General features: G+C 71.1%; 15 protein-coding genes and 2 pseudogenes. 11 read left to right on the forward strand and 6 right to left on the reverse strand.

What is annotated here, in order from left to right; genetic code table 11:
* Window positions 1–69 precede the first annotated feature (69 nt).
* Both ACGFRB_RS03695 and ACGFRB_RS03700 read right to left on the reverse strand, forming a co-directional pair.
* On the reverse strand, window positions 70–1,719 hold the full coding sequence (locus ACGFRB_RS03695) for an acyl-CoA synthetase (protein WP_393239424.1): 1,650 nt from the start codon (window positions 1,717–1,719) through the stop codon (window positions 70–72).
* Between the two features lie 56 nt (window positions 1,720–1,775).
* A complete protein-coding gene (locus ACGFRB_RS03700; RefSeq protein WP_393238516.1) occupies window positions 1,776–2,885 on the reverse strand; it encodes an NAD(P)H-dependent flavin oxidoreductase in 1,110 nt (369 codons plus the stop codon).
* Window positions 2,886–3,043: 158 nt separating this feature from the next.
* Between ACGFRB_RS03700 and ACGFRB_RS03705 the strand changes: the two genes are divergently transcribed.
* Both ACGFRB_RS03705 and ACGFRB_RS03710 read left to right on the forward strand, forming a co-directional pair.
* Window positions 3,044–4,900, forward strand: coding sequence for a serine hydrolase (locus ACGFRB_RS03705; protein WP_393238519.1), 1,857 nt, complete (start codon window positions 3,044–3,046; stop codon window positions 4,898–4,900).
* Between the two features lie 71 nt (window positions 4,901–4,971).
* Entirely contained in the window at window positions 4,972–5,301 is a 330-nt protein-coding gene (locus tag ACGFRB_RS03710; RefSeq protein WP_393238522.1) for a hypothetical protein, read from the forward strand.
* A 51-nt stretch (window positions 5,302–5,352) separates the two neighbouring features.
* Here the strand turns inward: ACGFRB_RS03710 and ACGFRB_RS03715 are convergent.
* Window positions 5,353–5,514, reverse strand: a pseudogene (locus ACGFRB_RS03715) (IS5/IS1182 family transposase); the annotation flags it as partial.
* A gap of 284 nt (window positions 5,515–5,798) precedes the next feature.
* On the opposite strand from ACGFRB_RS03715, the gene ACGFRB_RS03720 reads away from it, so the two are divergent.
* From ACGFRB_RS03720 to ACGFRB_RS03760, 9 genes and pseudogenes are all read left to right on the forward strand, one after another.
* On the forward strand, window positions 5,799–7,427 hold the full coding sequence (locus tag ACGFRB_RS03720) for an ABC transporter substrate-binding protein (RefSeq protein WP_393238525.1): 1,629 nt from the start codon (window positions 5,799–5,801) through the stop codon (window positions 7,425–7,427).
* 69 nt (window positions 7,428–7,496) lie between these two features.
* Complete coding sequence (locus ACGFRB_RS03725) at window positions 7,497–8,420, forward strand: ABC transporter permease (protein ID WP_393238528.1); 924 nt, start codon at window positions 7,497–7,499, stop codon at window positions 8,418–8,420.
* Window positions 8,413–9,396: an ABC transporter permease gene (locus ACGFRB_RS03730; RefSeq protein WP_393238531.1), complete on the forward strand. Its 984-nt coding sequence runs from the start codon at window positions 8,413–8,415 to the stop codon at window positions 9,394–9,396. The genes ACGFRB_RS03725 and ACGFRB_RS03730 overlap by 8 nt, the downstream gene beginning before the upstream one ends.
* Window positions 9,397–9,404: 8 nt before the next feature.
* Complete coding sequence (locus ACGFRB_RS03735) at window positions 9,405–10,400, forward strand: ABC transporter ATP-binding protein (protein ID WP_393238534.1); 996 nt, start codon at window positions 9,405–9,407, stop codon at window positions 10,398–10,400.
* Window positions 10,381–11,484, forward strand: coding sequence for an ABC transporter ATP-binding protein (locus tag ACGFRB_RS03740; protein WP_393238537.1), 1,104 nt, complete (start codon window positions 10,381–10,383; stop codon window positions 11,482–11,484). The genes ACGFRB_RS03735 and ACGFRB_RS03740 overlap by 20 nt, the downstream gene beginning before the upstream one ends.
* Before the next feature lie 42 nt (window positions 11,485–11,526).
* Entirely contained in the window at window positions 11,527–11,991 is a 465-nt protein-coding gene (locus ACGFRB_RS03745) for a hypothetical protein (RefSeq protein WP_393238540.1), read from the forward strand.
* Window positions 11,984–12,224: pseudogene (locus ACGFRB_RS03750) on the forward strand (IS5/IS1182 family transposase); the annotation flags it as partial. The gene ACGFRB_RS03745 and the pseudogene ACGFRB_RS03750, both read left to right, overlap by 8 nt.
* Window positions 12,225–12,561: 337 nt before the next feature.
* Window positions 12,562–13,803 carry an MFS transporter gene (locus ACGFRB_RS03755; RefSeq protein WP_393238543.1) on the forward strand — a complete coding sequence of 414 codons (1,242 nt, stop codon included), beginning with the start codon at window positions 12,562–12,564 and terminating at the stop codon, window positions 13,801–13,803.
* A gap of 91 nt (window positions 13,804–13,894) precedes the next feature.
* Window positions 13,895–14,959 carry a 2,3-butanediol dehydrogenase gene (locus ACGFRB_RS03760; protein ID WP_393238546.1) on the forward strand — a complete coding sequence of 355 codons (1,065 nt, stop codon included), beginning with the start codon at window positions 13,895–13,897 and terminating at the stop codon, window positions 14,957–14,959.
* Between the two features lie 110 nt (window positions 14,960–15,069).
* Here ACGFRB_RS03760 and ACGFRB_RS03765 read toward each other — a convergent pair whose 3' ends face one another.
* The 3 genes from ACGFRB_RS03765 to tdh all read right to left on the reverse strand — a co-directional run bounded on the left by ACGFRB_RS03765 (window position 15,070) and on the right by tdh (window position 18,304).
* Window positions 15,070–15,990, reverse strand: coding sequence for a LysR family transcriptional regulator (locus tag ACGFRB_RS03765; RefSeq protein WP_393238549.1), 921 nt, complete (start codon window positions 15,988–15,990; stop codon window positions 15,070–15,072).
* Between the two features lie 65 nt (window positions 15,991–16,055).
* Complete coding sequence (locus ACGFRB_RS03770; RefSeq protein ID WP_363008052.1) at window positions 16,056–17,249, reverse strand: glycine C-acetyltransferase; 1,194 nt, start codon at window positions 17,247–17,249, stop codon at window positions 16,056–16,058.
* A gap of 23 nt (window positions 17,250–17,272) precedes the next feature.
* A complete protein-coding gene (gene tdh / locus ACGFRB_RS03775) occupies window positions 17,273–18,304 on the reverse strand; it encodes an L-threonine 3-dehydrogenase (RefSeq protein ID WP_363008275.1) in 1,032 nt (343 codons plus the stop codon).
* Window positions 18,305–18,339: the final 35 nt, after the last annotated feature.

Raw genomic sequence — 18,339 nt, forward strand, 5'->3', positions numbered from 1 at the left:
CGCGGGACTGCTTCTCCGTTGTCCCGGAGGCGTTCGCGCAGCCGGTTCCGAATCCCTCGCGGGAGCCGGTCAGCGCGGTCCGGCGCGGTCTTCCCCGCCTTGCCCGCCCTGCCTGTTTTCCCCGTCTTGCCTGTGCTCCCCGTGTTCCTGGTGTTCCCCGTACGTCGCCCGCAGGCGTCGCTTGTACAGCTTGCCGTTGGGATCGCGGGGCATGACGGCGATGAAGTCGACGGATCGCGGGTGCTTGTACGAGGCCAGCCGGCCCGCGCAGTGACGGAGGAGCGCGGCGGCGAGTTCCGGGCCGGGCGGGTGCCCCTCGGCCGGTTCGACCACGGCCTTGACCTCCTCGCCCCAGTCGGGGTGCGGGATGCCGAAGACGGCGGCGTCGGCGACGGCGGGGTGGGCCAGGAGCGCGGCCTCGATCTCGGCGGGGTAGATGTTGACGCCGCCGGAGATGATCATGTCGATCTTCCGGTCGCGCAGGAAGAGGTCGCCGTCCTCGTCGAGGACGCCGAGGTCGCCGACGGTGAAGAAGTCGCCGATCCGGCCGCGCGCGGTCTTGGCCTCGTCCTTGTGGTAGCGGAATCCGCCGGTACGCATCTTCATGTAGACGGTGCCGAGCCGGCCCGGCGGCAGCCGGTTGCCGTCGTCGTCGAAGACCGCGAGTTCGCTGATGGGCCAGGCCCGGCCGACGGTGCCGGGCTTCTTCAGCCAGTCCTCGGCGGTGGCGAAGGTCCCGCCGCCCTCGCTCGCCGCGTAGTACTCCTCCACGCAAGGGCCCCACCACTCGATCATGGCGCGTTTGACGTGCTCGGGGCAGGGCGCGGCGCCGTGCAGGGCGTGCCGCATCGAGGAGACGTCGTAGCGGCCTCGGGTCTCCTCGGGCAGCGCGAGCAGCCGGTGGAACTGGGTGGGCACCATGTGGGTGTGGGTGCAGCGGTGGGTCTCGACGAGCCGCAGCATCTCCTCGGGGCTCCACTTGTCCATGACGACGAGGGGATGGCCGAGGTGCAGGGCGGCGGCCGCGAACTGGAGCACGGCGGTGTGGTAGAGCGGCGAGCAGACCAGATGGACGTTGCCGCCGAAGGGCCGTATGCCGAAGATGCCGAGGAATCCGCCCAAGTGGGTCTCCTCGGGGAGCACACCGGGCAGCGGGCGCCGGATGCCGCGGGGGCGGCCGGTGGTGCCGGAGGTGTAGTTCATGACCCAGCCGAGGGTGCGGTCGGCGGGGGCCGCCGCCGGCTGTCCGTCGAGGAGTGCGCCGTACGGGCGGAATCCGGCGATCCGGCCGATCGCGAACCGGCCGGCGGGGGCGAGGCCCGCCTCGTCGGCGGCGAGGGCGGCGGCCCCGGCGAATCGTTCATGGGCGAGCAGCAGCCGGGCGCCGGAGTCGGCGACGATCCAGGCGATCTCGGAGCCGACCAGATGGTGGTTGACCGGCACCAGATAGAGCCCGGCCTGGACGGCGGCGAGATAGGCGGTGAGGAGTTCGGGGCCGTTGGGCAGCACGACGGCGAGGGCGTCGCCGCGTTCCATTCCGGCCGCGCGCAGTCCGTGGACGAGCCGGTTGGCGTCGGCGAGCAGCCGGCCCGCGGTCCACTCCGTACCGTCGGGCGCGACGAGGACGACGCGGTCCGGGTCGGCCGCGGCCTCGGCCCAGAAGCCGCGGGGCGCCTCGCCCTCCCGGCGCGCCGGCCCCTCACCCTCCCCGCGAACCAATCCTTCACCCTCCCCGCGCACCGGCCCCTCGCTCACCGCGCGCGCCGGTCCCTCGCTCACCGCGCGCTCCTTCCGGCGATGCGCTCGATCCGGTCGACGGCCCGCTCGAAGCCCCGGGTGAGCTCGTCGACGACCTGCCGGACGGTGCGCTCGGAGGTCATCCGGCCGACGATCTGGCCGACCGGGGTGCCGAGCAGCGGGGCGACCTCGTACGTCTGGATACGGGAGACGGCCTCGGCGACCAGCAGTCCCTGGAGCGGCATGGGCAGTGGGCCGGGGCCGGCCGGGTCGTCCCAGGCGTCGGTCCACGCGGTGCGCAGCTGGCGGGCCGGTTTGCCGGTCAGGGCCCGGGAGCGGACGGTGTCGCCGGACCCGGCGGCGAGAAGCTTGGCGGTGAGGGCGCGGGAACCGAGTCCGGCTTCGGTGGTGGTGAGCCAGAGCGAGCCGAGCCAGACACCCTGGGCGCCGAGGGCGAGACCGGCCGCGATCTGTTCGCCGCTGCCGATGCCGCCGGCGGCGAGGACGGGCAGCGGGGCGACGGCCTCGACGACCTCGGGGGTGAGGACCATGGTGGCGATCTCGCCGGTGTGGCCGCCGGCCTCGTAGCCCTGGGCGACGACGATGTCGATGCCCGCCTCGGCGTGGCGGCGGGCGTGCCGGGCGCTGCCGGCCAGCGCGGCGACCAGGATGCCGTGGTCGTGGGCGCGGGCGACGACGTCGGGGGGTGGCGAGCCGAGAGCGTTGGCGAGGAGTTTGACGGGGTAGTCGAAGGCGACGTCGAGCTGGGCCCGGGCGACCTGCTCCATCCAGCCGGTGATGCGCCAGCCGGACACCTTCCCCTCGGGCAGTTCGGGGACGCCGTGCCGGGCGAGCGTGTCGTGGACGAACGCGCGGTGGCCGTCGGGGATCATCGCCTCGACCTCGGCCTCGGTCACCCCGTCGACCTTCTTCGCGGGCATGACGACGTCGAGGCCGTAGGGCAGCCCACCGGTGTGCGCCTGCATCCAGTCGAGATCCCGGGCCAGGTCGCCGGGGTCGGTGTAGCGGACCGCGCCGAGGACGCCGAGTCCGCCGGCTCTGGTGATCGCCGCGGCCACCGCGGGGAACGGCGTGAAGCCGAAGAGAGCGTGCTCGATCCCCAGGGTGCGGCTCAGCTCCGTCTGCATGGGCGGCATGCTGCCGCAGCCGGTGTGCCGAGGGAAGAGATTTCCTGATGCGGTGTCAGATTGTTTCGGCGCGGTGCGGTGGGTGGGAGAGCATGAGCATGACGGAACCGGTGAGAGAGCCGAGAACGACGGGAACCACGGGAACCACGGGAACCACGATGCCCGCGGGACGGGCGGGAACGGAGGGCCGGGGGCCGAGCCGGCGGGCCTTCGGCGGCGGGGTCCTGGCCCTGGGAGGTGCGCTGATGATCGGTGCGGTACCGGCGGCGGCCGGAGCCGAGCCCGGGCCGGGGTCCGCGGCCAAGGCGGGTGGCACGGCTGCGGGAGAAGCCCCGGAGCCGGGCTTCGGCAGCGGGCGCCGGACCACCCTGCGGCGCGGCTCGGCCGCGCGGGCGGGACTCCTTCCCGAGCACCTGGACCGGCTGGTCACCACCGCCGAGTCCTTCCTGCGCCCCTCCCCCACGCACCCCTGGTACGCCGGCGCGGTGCTGCTCGCCGGGCGTGGCGGGACCGTCGCCCTGCACCGGCCGATCGGCATGGCGGCGCGCTACTCCGCGTACGACGAGAAGACCGGCACCGGTGTCGAGCTGCCGCCGGACGAACAGGTCCCGATGCGCGAGGACACCGTCTTCGACCTGGCGTCCGTCTCCAAGCTGTTCACCTCGATCCTGGCGGTACGGCAGATCGAGCGCGGCACGCTGGAACTGGAGGCGAGGGTCACAACGTATCTGCCGGAGTTCGGCGGCGGCGGCAAGCAGGACGTCACGGTACGTCAGCTGCTCACGCACACCTCCGGCTTCCGGGCGTGGATCCCGCTCTTCAAGGAGCCGACCCGGGAAGGACGGCTGCGGCTGCTGTGGAACGAGGTGCCGGCCAACCCGCCGGGCACGGTCTACCTCTACTCCGACCTCAATCTGATCACCCTCCAGCTGATCCTGGAGAAGCTCACCGGCCACCCCCTCGACGAACTCCTGCGCACCGAGATCACCGGCCCGCTCGGGATGGAGCGCACCCGCTACAACCCGCCGCCGTCCTGGCGGCCGGGCATCGCGGCGACGGAGGACTCACGGCTCCCCTGGTCCGGGCTCGACCGGGGCATGGTGTGGGGCGAGGTGCACGACGAGAACGCGTACGCCATGGGCGGGGTCGCCGGGCACGCCGGGGTGTTCTCGTGCGCCTGGGACCTCGCGATCCTGGCCCGGACCCTGCTCAACGGCGGCGCGTACGGCACGACCCGGATCCTCTCCCCCGCCTCGGTGGAGCTGATGTTCAGCGACTTCAACACGGCGTTCCCGGGCGACGCGCACGGCCTCGGCTTCGAGCTCTACCAGCACTGGTACATGGGCGCCATGGCCACCCCGCGCACGGCCGGGCACACCGGCTTCACCGGCACCAGCCTCGTCCTCGACCCGTCGACCGACGCGTTCCTGATCGTGCTGGGCAACTCGGTGCACCCGGTGCGCTCCTGGCGCTCGGGCTCCGCGCCTCGCGTCGCCACCGCCGACGCGCTGGCCCGCGCCGTACCGGTGCGCCCGGCCCGGGGCCGTACCGCCTGGTTCTCCGGGATGGCGAACGGCACCACCGCCACCCTCACCCTGCCGGACGTCGCGGGCGCGGCGCGGATGGAGTGCGCGCTGTGGTGGGACACCGAGCCGGACGCGGACGGCGTCACCCTGGAGGCCTCCGCCGACGGCGGCGCGCACTGGTCGCCCGTCCCCTTCGCCACCTCCCCTCACGGCTTTGGCCACCCGCACGGCACGGACCATCCGACGGGGACGGCGAGCGGCTGGTCGGGGCGCGCGTGGCACGATCTGTCCGCCGATCTGTCGGCCTGGTCGGCGGCGCCGGTACGACTGCGGTGGCGGTACACCACCGACCGGCTCTACGTCGGGCGCGGGGTGTACGTGGACGGTCTGCGGCTCCTCGACGCCGCCGGCAAGCCGGTCTTCGACGAGGCCCGGCCGGCGGACCGGTCGCGGATCGAGGCGAAGGGGTGGACGGCCTCGGAGGATTAGGACGCGCCCTCCACATCATCGACGGGGAGGGGCGGGGTGGCTTGCCCGTCCGCCTTCGGCCCTGCCCATCGATGACGACCCGCGCCGCGATTCCCGGCATGGACGGGGAGGCTCTTCTCGCGGCTCTCGACGCGGAACCGGCCCGGTTCGGCGAGCACGGCATCGACGCGGCGGTGACGCCGGTCGTGTTCGACGCATCGGCCGAGTCCGTCCTGGTCGAGTCGCCGACCGGGCGCCGTGGGACGTGGTGGTCGTCGGCGGCGGGATCCTCAAGGCGAAATCCCCTGCTCCCGTTGTTCGAGCAGATGGTGAATCTGATCCGCCGTCACCTCCCGCAGACTGCCGTCGCGTTCAACACCACCATCACGGACGGCGTCGAGGCGGCACCGCGGCGGCTGTGACGTGAGCGTCCGCTCGCTCACGGCCTGAGAAAGTGTTGGGTCATCGGGTGATCACCCGTTCTTGAGGTCGTCAGCGAGGCGGCGGGCTGCTTCGGTCTCGATCGGGCCCTGTGGTTCGATCTCCTCGCCGGCGAGCCGGGCGGCCATGAGCCGGATCATGGCGACCTTGATCATCGCTTCGGTGTGCGCGGTCTTGCGCTCGTCGTCCACCGCCCACTGAGCACCCGTCAACGACGAGTACTCCCCGGTCGGCGCGGTCCAGCCCTGACGGCCCGTCCGGGCTCGCCCCGGCTCGTCCCGGCTCGTCCCGGCCCGCCGCTCCTCACCCCGGCCCGCCCGGTTCCCCTGGGGAGGGCCGGGCTCCGTTCTTCCGGACGTCACGAAAGCGCACTCAATCTGATAACGGGTGACATTGAGGCCTGGTCGTACTGTGCGGAAGTTCATACATTCGATTTATTCGGTTCATTCGGAGGATTCGTGATGAACGGAGGCACTCCATGCGCGGAACCATGCATGTCCGGTGGGCCGCTCTGGCCGCCGTCGTCGCCCTCGCCGCCACCGCCTGCGGCGGCGGAAGCGGTGATGACGTCAACGGAGCGAACGGCATCGTCTCCTCCTCCTGGGGGGATCCGCAGAACCCGCTGGAGCCCGGCAACACCAACGAAGTCCAGGGCGGCAAGGTCCTCGACATGATCTTCCGCGGTCTGAAGCGCTACGACCCGAAGACCGGCGAGGCCAAGAACATGCTCGCCGAGAAGATCGAGACGACGGACTCGCAGAACTTCACCATCACCGTCAAGGACGGCTGGACCTTCTCCAACGGCGAGAAGATCACCGCCAAGTCCTTCGTCGACGCCTGGAACTACGGCGCCGACCTCAAGAACAACCAGAAGAACGCCTACTTCTTCGGCTACATCGACGGCTACGACAAGGTGCACCCGGACACCGGCCGGCCGACCGCCACCACCCTGTCCGGCCTCAAGGTCGTCAATGACCGGACCTTCACCGTCAAGCTGTCGCAGAAGTTCTCCACCTTCCCCGACACCCTCGGCTACGTGGCCTTCGTCCCGCTGCCCCGCGCCTTCTACGACAGCCACGCGGCCTGGCTCTCCAAGCCCGTCGGCAACGGTCCGTACACCGTGGACTCGTACACCAAGGGCTCGCAGATGGCCCTCAAGAGGTGGGGCGGCTACCCCGGTCCGGACAAAGCGCAAAACGGCGGCATCACGCTTCGGGTCTACACCGACAACAACACCGCCTACACCGACCTGACCGCGGGCAACCTCGACCTCGTCGACGACGTCCCCGCCGCGCAGCTGAAGAACGTCTCGTCCGACCTCTCCGGCCGCTACATCAACACCCCGGCCGGCCTCATCCAGACCCTCTCCTTCCCCTTCTACGACCCCGCCTGGCACAAGCCGGGTCAGGAGAAGCTGCGCACCGGCCTGTCCATGGCCATCGACCGCAAGCAGATCACCGAGACGATCTTCCACAACACCCGGACGCCCGCCCAGGACTGGACCTCTCCGGTGCTCGGCGCACAGGGCGGCTTCCGCGGCGATCTGTGCGGCGCCGCCTGTACGTACAACCCCACCGAGGCCAAGAAGCTGGTCGCCGAGGCGGGCGGCATCCCCGGCGGCACCATGAAGATCTCGTACAACGCCGACACCGGCTCCCACAAGGTCTGGGTGGACGCCGTCTGCAACTCCATCAACCGCGCGCTGGGCAACAACCGGGCCTGTGTCGGCAACCCGGTCGGCACCTTCGCCGACTTCCGCAACCAGGTCACCCAGCACAAGCTCAGCGGCCCCTTCCGGGCCGGCTGGCAGATGGACTACCCGCTCATCCAGAACTTCCTCCAGCCGATGTACTACACCAACGCCTCCTCCAACGACGGCACTTACTCGAACCCGAAGTTCGACAAGCTCGTCGACGAGGCCAACGCCGAGACCGACCGGGCCAAGGCCGTCGACACCTTCATCGAGGCCGAGAAGGTGCTCCGCGACGACATGGGCGTCATCCCGCTCTGGTACCAGAACGGCAGCGCCGGCTACTCGGACCGGATCGGGAACGTCACCCTGAACCCCTTCAGCGTCCCGGTCTACGACCAGATCAAGGTCAAGTGACGCATCGGGGCGCCCGAGCAGGGCGCCCCGTACGCCCGCCAACCCGGAGCCAACCCTTGGAGCCTGCCCATGGGTCGTTACGTGATCCGGCGGCTGCTGCAGATGATCCCGGTCTTCTTCGGCGCCACGCTGCTGATCTTCCTGATGGTGAACGTGATGGGCGACCCGATCGCCGGACTGTGCGGCGAGCGCCGGTGCGACCCGGCCACCGTCGCCCAGCTCAAGTCGGAGTTCGGCCTCGACAAGCCGGTCTGGCAGCAATACCTGACCTACATGGGCAACGTCTTCACCGGCGACTTCGGCACCGCCTTCAACGGCCAGCCCGTCACCGAGCTGATGGCCAGCGCCTTCCCGGTCACCATCCGGCTCACCATCGTCGCGATCGTCTTCGAGATCGTCCTCGGCATCACCCTCGGCGTGATCACCGGCCTGCGCCGCGGCCGGCCCGTCGACACCGCCGTCCTGCTCCTCACCCTCGTCGTCCTCTCCGTCCCCACCTTCGTCACCGGCCTGCTGCTCCAGCTGCTGCTCGGGGTGCAGTGGGGCCTGATCAAACCCGCCGTCTCACCCGAGGCGCCCGTCTACGAACTGATCGTCCCCGGCCTGGTCCTCGCCTCCGTCTCACTCGCCTACGTCACCCGGCTCACCCGGACCTCCATCGCCGAGAACCGGCGCGCCGACTACGTCCGCACCGCCACCGCCAAGGGCCTGCCACGCCACCGCGTCATCACCCGCCACCTGCTGCGCAACAGCCTCATCCCGGTGGTCACCCACATCGGCGCCGACATCGGCGGCCTCATGGGCGGCGCCATCGTCACCGAGCGGATCTTCAACATCCACGGCGTCGGCTACCAGCTCTTCCAGGGCATCGTCCGTCAGAACACCCAGACCGTCGTCGGCTTCGTGACCGTGCTCGTGCTGGTCTTCCTGGTGGCGAATCTGCTGGTCGACCTGTTGTACGCCGTCCTTGACCCGAGGATCCGCTATGCCTGAGCTGGAACCGTTCGAGGAAGGCCGGGCCATCGCCGCCACCGGCGCCGGCGGCGCGGCCGACCTGGCGATGGCCGAGGCCGAGACCGTGGAGGGCGCCCCGGGCGGCCCGCACGGCACCGGCACCGACAAGAAGCCCCGCTCCCTGTGGTCCGACGCCTGGCACGACCTGCGCCGCAACCCCGTCTTCCTCGTCTCCGGGCTGGTCATCGTCTTCCTGATCGTCATCTCCTTGTGGCCCTCGCTCATCGCCTCCGGCGACCCGCTGAGCTGCGACCTCGCCAAGGCCCAGGAGGGCTCCCAGCCCGGCCACCCCTTCGGCTACGACGGCCAGGGCTGCGACGTCTACACCCGCACCGTCTACGGCGCCCGCACCTCCGTCACGGTCGGCGTCCTCTCCACCCTCGGCGTCGCCGTTCTCGGCAGCGTCCTCGGCGGCCTCGCGGGCTTCTTCGGCGGCACCGGCGACAGCCTGCTCTCGCGGATCACCGACGTGTTCTTCGCCATCCCCGTCGTTCTCGGCGGCCTGGTGCTGCTGTCGGTCGTCACCGGCGACACCGTCTGGCCGGTGATCGGCTTCATGGTGCTGCTCGGCTGGCCGCAGATCTCCCGGATCGCCCGCAGTTCCGTCATCACCGCCAAACAGAACGACTACGTCCAGGCCGCCCGCTCGCTGGGCGCCTCCAACTCCCGCATACTGCTCCGGCACATCGCGCCCAACGCCGTCGCCCCGGTGATCGTCGTCGCCACCATCGCGCTCGGCACCTTCATCGCCCTCGAAGCCACCCTGTCGTTCCTCGGGGTCGGCCTGAAGCCGCCCGCCGTCTCCTGGGGCATCGACATCTCCTCGGCCTCGGCGTACATCCGCAACGCCCCGCACATGATGCTCTGGCCGGCCGGCGCGCTCGCCGTCACGGTGCTCGCCTTCATCATGCTCGGCGACGCGGTGCGCGACGCCCTCGATCCCAAGCTGAGGTGAGGCAGGCCATGCTGCTCGAAGTGCGCGATCTGCACGTGGAGTTCCACACCCGGGACGGGGTGGCCAAGGCCGTCAACGGCGTGAACTACTCGGTCGACGCGGGCGAGACCCTCGCCGTGCTCGGCGAGTCCGGCTCCGGCAAGTCCGTGACCGCGCAGGCCATCATGGGCATCCTCGACGTGCCGCCCGGCCGGATCGCCGGCGGCGAGATCCGCTTCCAGGGCCAGGACCTGCTGACACTGAAGGAGGACGAACGGCGGAAGATCCGCGGCGCGAAGATGGCCATGATCTTCCAGGACGCCCTGTCCTCGCTGAACCCGGTCCTCACCGTCGGCGAACAGCTCGGCGAGATGTTCCGCGTCCACCGCGGGGCGTCACGGAAGGACGCCCGTGCCAAGGCGGTCGAGCTGATGGAACGGGTCCGCATCCCGGCGGCCCGCGAACGCGTCGGCCAGTACCCGCACCAGTTCTCCGGCGGCATGCGCCAGCGCATCATGATCGCCATGGCGCTCGCCCTGGAGCCCGACCTGATCATCGCCGACGAGCCGACCACCGCCCTCGACGTCACCGTCCAGGCCCAGATCATGGAACTCCTCGCGGAGCTCCAGCGCGAATACAACATGGGTCTCATCCTCATCACCCACGACCTCGGCGTCGTCGCCGACGTCGCCGACAAGATCGCCGTGATGTACGCGGGCCGGATCGTCGAGCAGGCGCCGGTCCACGAGCTCTACAAGGCCCCCGCGCACCCGTACACCCGGGGTCTGCTCGACTCCATCCCCCGCCTGGACCAGAAGGGCCAGGAGCTCTACGCCATCCAGGGCCTGCCGCCCAACCTGCTCCACATCCCGCCCGGTTGCGCCTTCAACCCGCGCTGCCCGCTCGCCCAGGACGTGTGCCGCACCGACGAGCCACCGCTCTACCCCGTCACCGAATCGCCCGTCCCCCGCGCCAGCGCCTGTCACTTCTGGAAGGAGTGCCTCCATGGCCGAGGCCAGCGCTGAGCCCCCGCCGCGTCACCCCGCCCCCCGGGCGCCCCTCACCCAGGAACCCCTTCAGGAACCCCTTCTCCAGGTGCGCGGCCTCGTCAAGCACTACCCGCTGACCCGGGGCATCCTCATCAAGAAGCAGATCGGCGCCGTCCGCGCGGTCGACGGCGTCGACTTCGACCTCGCCGCCGGCGAGACCCTCGGCATCGTCGGCGAGTCCGGCTGCGGCAAGTCGACCGTCGCGAAGATGCTGGTCAACCTGGAACGCCCGACCGCCGGCTCCATCCGGTACAAGGGCGACGACATCACCAAGCTGTCCCCGCGCGCCCTCAAGGCGGTCCGCCGCAACATCCAGATGGTCTTCCAGGACCCGTACACCTCGCTCAACCCGCGCATGACGGTCGGCGACATCATCGGCGAACCCTTCGACATCCACCCCGAGGTCGCCCCCAAAGGCTCCCGGCGCCGCAAGGTCCAGGACCTCCTCGACGTCGTCGGCCTCAACCCCGAGTACATCAACCGCTATCCGCACCAGTTCTCCGGCGGCCAGCGCCAGCGCATCGGCATCGCCCGCGGCCTCGCGCTCAACCCGGAGATCATCATCTGCGACGAGCCCGTCTCGGCCCTCGACGTCTCCGTCCAGGCGCAGGTGGTGAACCTGCTCGAACAGCTCCAGCACGAGTTCGGCCTGAGCTACGCCTTCATCGCGCACGACCTGTCGATCGTCCGGCACATCTCCGACCGGGTCGGCGTCATGTACCTGGGCCGGATCGTGGAGACCGGCTCCGACGCCGCGATCTACGACCACCCCACGCACCCCTACACCCAGGCGCTGCTGTCCGCCGTGCCGGTCCCCGACCCGGCGGCCCGCGAACACCGCGAACGCCTCATCCTCACCGGCGACGTCCCCTCCCCGGCCAACATCCCCTCCGGCTGCCGCTTCCGCACCCGCTGCTGGAAGGCCCGCGAACGCTGCGCCCTCGAAGTCCCGCTGCTCGCCGTCCCGGAGGAGTTCCGGCACACCGACAGCCCGGCGCGGCACGACTCGGCCTGCCACTTCGCCGAGGAGAAGCGGGTGGTGCCCCCCGAGACCCGGTAAGGGAATTGTCCCGGGCGGCCGTTGACCGCGAGTATCGGCGCCGTGGCTGTGACACGCACGGCACGTCTCACCGGCGCCGGCCTCTGCGCCGCGCTCGCGTTCCTCGTCGTCGTCCGGCCGCTGCGGGACCTCGCCGTCCTCGGCCCCACCGCCGAACCGCTGAGGCAGTGGCTGGGCGAGGGCGGCTCACCCGGCCGAGGCGTCGCCGCCACCTCGCTGGTCGACCCGCTCCTCCTCGTCGCCTGCACGGTCACGGCCGTCATCGCCCCGCGCTCCCGGTTCGCCGGGCCCGCTTTCACCGGCCTCATCACCCTCGCGCTGCGGCTGCCCGGCCTGTGGATCGCCGACGCCGACGCGCTGGTCACCACCCTGCTCACCCTCGCGCTCGCCACCGGGCTCGTGCTGACCGCCATCGCCGGCCGCGGACCCGACGGCACCGGGGCGCCCCGCCCCGGGCCGGGCAGGAGAACGTGGAGATCGTCGCGGTTCCGCGCAACGCCGATGTGAAGGCTTCCAGGTACTGCCCCGCAGGTGGGTGGTCGAGCGGACATTCTCCCGGCTGGGACGGTGCGGACGGTTGGCACGGGACGACGAGCGCAAGACCGCGCGCCGAAGCGATGATCAAGGTCGCCACGATCCGGCTCATGGCCGCCCGGCTCGCCGGCGAGAAGATCGAACCACACGGCCCCATCGAGACCGAAGCAGCCCGCCGCTTCGCCGACGACCTCAAGAACGAGTGATCACCCGATGACCAACACTTTCCGAGTCGGGGCCGGGGGCCCCGGCGGAGTAACGGCGGCGGTCATCGCGGAGTCGCCACGTTCCGGCGGCGCGATCCGACGGCGCGATCCGGCGGCGCCGCGGAAGGCACCCAAACGCCGATCGCGGCGTATCGCCCCGGCTCCGGGAACCGCCGCCCCCCGCGTACACCGGCCGAAGCACTCCCGTTCCGGTCCGGGACCACCGAGCGCCCCTGGAGGACCCCACACATCGCACTTGTTGCAACTCTCTTGCTTTTACGAGTAACAAGCAGAAAGCTAGTCCAGTCCTTACCCACCCTGGACGCGGAGCTACCCCATGCCTCTGTTACCGACATCCGGACCCCAACGCGTCCTCGCCGCCTCGAACTTCGTCTACACCGTCGGCAGCGGCCTCTATCTGACCGCCGGAGTCCTGTACTTCACCGAGGCCGTCCACCTCCCCGCGGCCCAGGTGGGCCTCGGCCTCGGGATCGCCGGCGGTCTCTCCCTGGCCGTGGGCATCGGCGTCGGCCACCTGGCGGACCGGCGCGGAGCGCGCGGCGTCTACGCGCTCACCCTCGCCGCCCAGGCGCTGGCCACCGCCGCCTTCGTCCTGGCGGACAGCTTCTGGCTGTTCGCCGTCACGGTGGGCACGACGATGAGCGCCAAGGCCGCCGGACTGGCCGCACGCGCCCCTCTCATCAGACATTACGGAGGGGGCCGGCCCCAGATCTTCCGCGCCTACCTCCGCGCCGTGACCAACGTGGGCATCTCCCTCGGCGCCCTGCTGGCGGGCTGGGCCGTCACGGTGGGCACCCTCCCCGCCTACCGGCTCCTGGTCGCCGGCAACGCGGTCGCCTTCGCGGCCTCCGCGGCGATCCTGATCCTCCTGCCGCCGACCCCGCCCGCGCCCCCCGCCGGCGGCCCCCGCTGGATCGCCCTGCGCGACCGCCCCTACCTCCTGCTCACCGCGCTCGACGGAGTCATGGCCGTCCAGTTCAAGGTGCTCACGGTGGCCGTCCCGCTCTGGCTCGTCACCGCCACCACCGCCCCGCGCTGGCTCATCTCGGGCACGATGCTCGTCAACACCGTCATCGTCGTCCTGTTCCAGATGCGAGCCGGCCGCGGCATCGATTCCCCGGCGGCCGGCGGAGCCGCCTACCGCCGGGCGGGCGTGGCCTTTCTCGTCTCCTGCTCACTGGCCTCCCTGTCGGCGGGGATCCCCGCATGGGCCGCCGCCGCGCTGCTCGTGACCGCGATGACGATCCACACGGTCGGCGAGCTCTGGCACTCCGCCGCGGGCTTCGAGGTGTCCTTCGCCCTCGCACCGCAGCACGCCACCGGCCAGTACCTCGGCGTCTTCGGCCTCGGCGCCGGACTGGCCGAAGCCTTCGGCCCGGGGCTGCTCATCGCCCTCTGCGTCACCTGGGGCCGGCCCGGATGGTACGTCGCGGGCGCGCTGTTCGCCCTCACGGGCCTGGCGGCCCCCCGGGCCGTCCGCTGGGCGCACCGCCGACAGCCCGATCCCGACATCGCCGGGGCGGCACCGGCCGCTCCCGCCCCGGCGCGGCGCGCATGACCGGCGCGACCGGACCCCTCCCTTATCGCCCGTAAAAGCCGATTGTTAATATCAGACTAATTCGGGCAATAAGCGAAGGAGTCGGTTCACTATGAAGGCTGCGCGCTACTACGACCGCGGTGACATCCGTATCGAGGACATCCCCGAGCCTGCCGTACGGCCCGGCACCGTCGGCATCGATGTCGCGTACTGCGGAATCTGCGGCACCGACCTGCACGAATACCTCGACGGACCGATCTTCGTCCCGCCGGCCGGCCACCCGCACCCCATCTCCGGCGAGGCCGCCCCCGTGACGCTCGGCCACGAGATGTCCGGTGTGGTGTACGCGGTCGGCGAGGGTGTCGAGGATCTGAAGCCGGGCGACCGGGTCGTCGTCGAGCCCTACATCGTGCGCCCCGATGTCGATACCAGCGAGAACAACCCGACCTACCATCTGTCGCCCGACATGAACTTCATCGGGCTGGGCGGCCGAGGCGGCGGTCTCGCGGAGAAGATCGTCGTCGAGCGCCGGTGGGTCCACCCGGTCGGCGACGTCCCGCTGGACCAGGCGGCCCTCATCGAGCCGCTGTCCGTGGGCTACCACGCCTTCGAGCGCTCGGGCGCGAAGGCGGGCGACTTCGCCCTCGTGGGCGGCGCGGGCCCCATCGGGCTGCTCACCTGCGCGGTGCTCAAGGCGATGGGCGTGGAGGTCGCGGTCAGCGAGCTCAGCTCGCTGCGCCGGCAGAAGGCGCTGGACGCCAAGGTCGCCGACCATGTCATCGACCCCGCCACCACCGACGTCGCCGCCGAGGTGCGGCGTCTCACCGGCGGCAAGGGGGCGGACGTCGCGTTCGAGGCCACCTCCGTCAACGCCGTCCTCGACACTCTGTTCGACGCGGTCCGGCCGGGTGGTGTCATCACCGTCATCTCGATCTGGGGCAAGCCGGCCAGCCTCGACATGCAGAAGCTCGTCCTCAAGGAGGTCGACCTGCGCGGCACCATCGCCTACGTCAACTCCCACCCGCAGACCATCAAGCTGGTCCAGGAGGGACGGATCGACCTGTCGCCGTTCATCACCAAGACGATCGGCCTGGACGGCCTCGTGGACGACGGCTTCGAGACCCTCATCCACCACAACGAGACGGCCGTGAAGATCCTGGTGGACCCGCGCCGCTGACCGGCCCTTTCCCCACCGCGCCGGCCGGCGCCCGCCGAGAAGTGCCTCCCGCGCCCGGGAGGCACTTTTCCGTCTCCGGCCTCGGGTCCGTCTTCGGCCGCGGGCCGGCCCTACGGTTCGTCCACCGGCCCCGGCCCTGCGGCCTCGCGCAAGGCGTCGAGCACCGGGCGGATCAGCGGGTGCTGCTCCGCGCCGCGCCGGACGGCGGCGAAGACACGGCGGGTGGGGGCGACCCCGTCGACCGGCCGGACCACCACATCCGTAAGGTCGTTGCCGCGCAGGGCCGAGCGCGGTACGAGGGCGACCCCCGCGCCGGCCCCGGCGAGGGCGACGACGGCCCGGAAGTCGTCCGAGATGTGTTCCAGAGAGGGCTCGAATCCGGCGTATTCGCAGGCCAGCACCGTCACGTCATGGCAGGGATTGCCGGCGGACTGGCCGATCCAGGGATCCTTGGCGAGATCGGCGAGCGCCGTCCGCTCGTCGTCGGCGAGCCGGTGGTGCCGGGGCAGTACGGCGTCGAACGGCTCGGCGTACAGCGGCACGCGGGTCAGCCGCGCGTCGTCCTCGCCGGGCGCGCCCCGGTATTCGACGGCCACGGCGACGTCCACCTGCCGGTCGAGGACCATGAGCAGGCTCTCGTCCCCCTCGGCGTCGCGCACCCGCACCCGGATGCCGGGCGCCTTTCGCGCGAGGGCGCCGATGGCGGGGGCGACGACCAGGCCGATACCGGTGGCGAACGCGGCCACCGTGACCGTCCCGGCCTCGCCCGAGCCGTACGCGGCCAGCTCGGCCTCGGCGCGCTCCAGCTGGGCCAGGACGGCGTTGGCGTGGCTCAGCAGGATCTCGCCGGCCGGGGTCAGCCGGGTACCGCGCGCGTTGCGGTCGACGAGCCGGTGGCCGGTCTCCTGCTCCAGCGCCGCGAGCTGCTGGGAGACGGCCGAGGGGGTGAGATAGAGCGCGGCGGCAGCCGCCGTGACGGTGCGGTGGTCGGCCACCGCCCGGAGAATGTGCAGCCGCCGCGCTTCGATCATGTCCCCAGTGTCCCTCACGGCGGGCTTCGCCTCGCCGCGCGGACACCGGGGTCGTGACACTGGCCCTACAGAGCGGCCCGCGCGGCGACGAACGCGTCCACGGCCCGGTTCACGTCCTCGGCCGAGTGCGCGGCGGACAGCTGGACCCGGATGCGGGCCTTGCCCTGCGGGACGACCGGGTAGGAGAAGCCGATCACGTACACCCCGCGCTCCAGGAGCAGCTCGGCCATCCGGCCGGCCTCGGAGGCGTCGCCGATCATGACGGGGGCGATCGCGTGGTCGCCGGGGAGGATGTCGAAGCCCTCCTCGGTCATCCGGGCGCGGAACAGCGCGGTGTTGGCGTTCAGCCGCTCGCGCAGGTCGCCGGCCGACTCCAGCAGGTCGAGGACCTTGAGGGAGGCGGAGGCGATCACCGGGGCGAGGGTGTTGGAGAACAGGTACGGGCGGGAGCGCTGGCGCAGCAGGGCGACGATCTCGGCGCGGGCGGCCACGTAACCGCCGGAGGCGCCGCCGAGGGCCTTGCCGAGGGTGCCGGTGATGATGTCGACCCGGTCCATGACGCCGTGCAGCTCGGGCGTGCCGCGTCCGCCGGGGCCGACGAAGCCGACGGCGTGCGAGTCGTCGACCATCACCATGGCGTCGTAGCGCTCGGCCAGGTCGCAGATCTCGTCGAGCGGCGCGACGTAACCGTCCATGGAGAACACGCCGTCGGTGACGATGAGCTTGCGCCGGGCGCCGCCCTCGGTGGCCTCCTTGAGCTGCTGCTCCAGGTCGGCCATGTCGCGGTTGGCGTAGCGGAAGCGGCGGGCCTTGGACAGCCGGATGCCGTCGATGATGGAGGCATGGTTGAGTGCGTCGGAGATCACCGCGTCCTCGGCGCCGAGCAGGGTCTCGAAGACACCGCCGTTGGCGTCGAAGCAGGAGGAGTAGAGGATCGTGTCCTCCTGACCGAGGAAGGCCGAGAGCCGCGCCTCCAGCTCCTTGTGCACCTCCTGGGTGCCGCAGATGAAGCGGACGGAGGCCATGCCGTAGCCCCAGCGGTCCAGCGCGGTGTGGGCGGCGGCGACGACCTCGGGGTGGTCGGCGAGGCCGAGGTAGTTGTTGGCGCAGAAGTTGAGCACCTCGCCGGGGCGTCCGCCGGCCGTGACCTCGACGGTCGCGGACTGCGGGGTGCCGATGACCCGCTCGGGCTTGTGCAGCCCGGCCTGGCGGATCTCGTCAAGGGTGGTGCGGATGTCGTCGCGTACGGAATCGAACATGGCTGAAGCTCCTGGAGGGGTGGTCAGACGGTCCAGTCGAGGATGATTTTGCCGCCCTGGCCGGACGCGGCGTCGTCGAAGGCCGCTTCGAAGTCGCGGTAGTCGTAGCGCCCGGTGATGACCGGGGCGAGGTCGAGACCGCCCTCCAGGAGGACCGACATGGCGTACCAGGTCTCGAACATCTCGCGGCCGTAGATGCCCTTGACGGTGATCATCGAGGTGACGATCCGGGACCAGTCGACGGCGAAGTCCTCGCTGGGCAGGCCGAGCATGGCAATCTTGCCGCCGTGGGTCATATTGGCGACCATGTCGCGCATCGCGCGCGGATTGCCGGACATCTCCAGGCCGACATCGAAGCCCTCCTTGAGACCGAGGGTGCGCTGGCCGTCGGCGATGGTCTGCTCGGCGACGTTGAGCGCGAGCGAGACACCCGTCTTGCGGGCGAGCGCGAGGCGCTCCTCGCTGACGTCGGTGATCATGACGTTGCGCGCGCCGGCGTGCTTGGCGACGGCCGCCGCCATGATGCCGATCGGGCCCGCGCCGGTGACCAGGACGTCCTCGCCGACGAGCGGGAAGGACAGCGCGGTGTGCACCGCGTTGCCGAACGGGTCGAAGATCGCGGCGACGTCGAGGTCGACCGGGACCCGGTGTACCCACACGTTGGAGGCGGGCAGCACCACGTACTCGGCGAAGGCGCCGTCGCGGCCGACACCGAGGCCGACGGTGGCGCGGCACAGGTGCCGGCGGCCCGCCAGGCAGTTGCGGCACTTGCCGCAGACCAGGTGGCCCTCACCGCTGACCAGGTCGCCGACCTTGATGTCGTCGGAGACGTCGCGGCCGGTCTCGACGACCTCGCCGACGAACTCGTGGCCGAGGACGAGCGGGGTGGAGATGGTCTTTCGCGCCCAGCCGTCCCAGGAGCGGATGTGCAGATCGGTGCCGCAGATTCCGGTCCGCTTGACCTTGATCAGTACGTCACCGGGTCCGGTCTCCGGCTCGGGGACGTCCGCGAGCCAGAGTCCCGGTTCCGACTTCTGCTTGACCAGCGCCTTCAATGTCACGGCTCCCGACGTACGAATTCCTGTGGTGC

This window comes from Streptomyces sp. NPDC048718 (assembly GCF_043198875.1).
GTDB lineage: Bacteria > Actinomycetota > Actinomycetes > Streptomycetales > Streptomycetaceae > Streptomyces.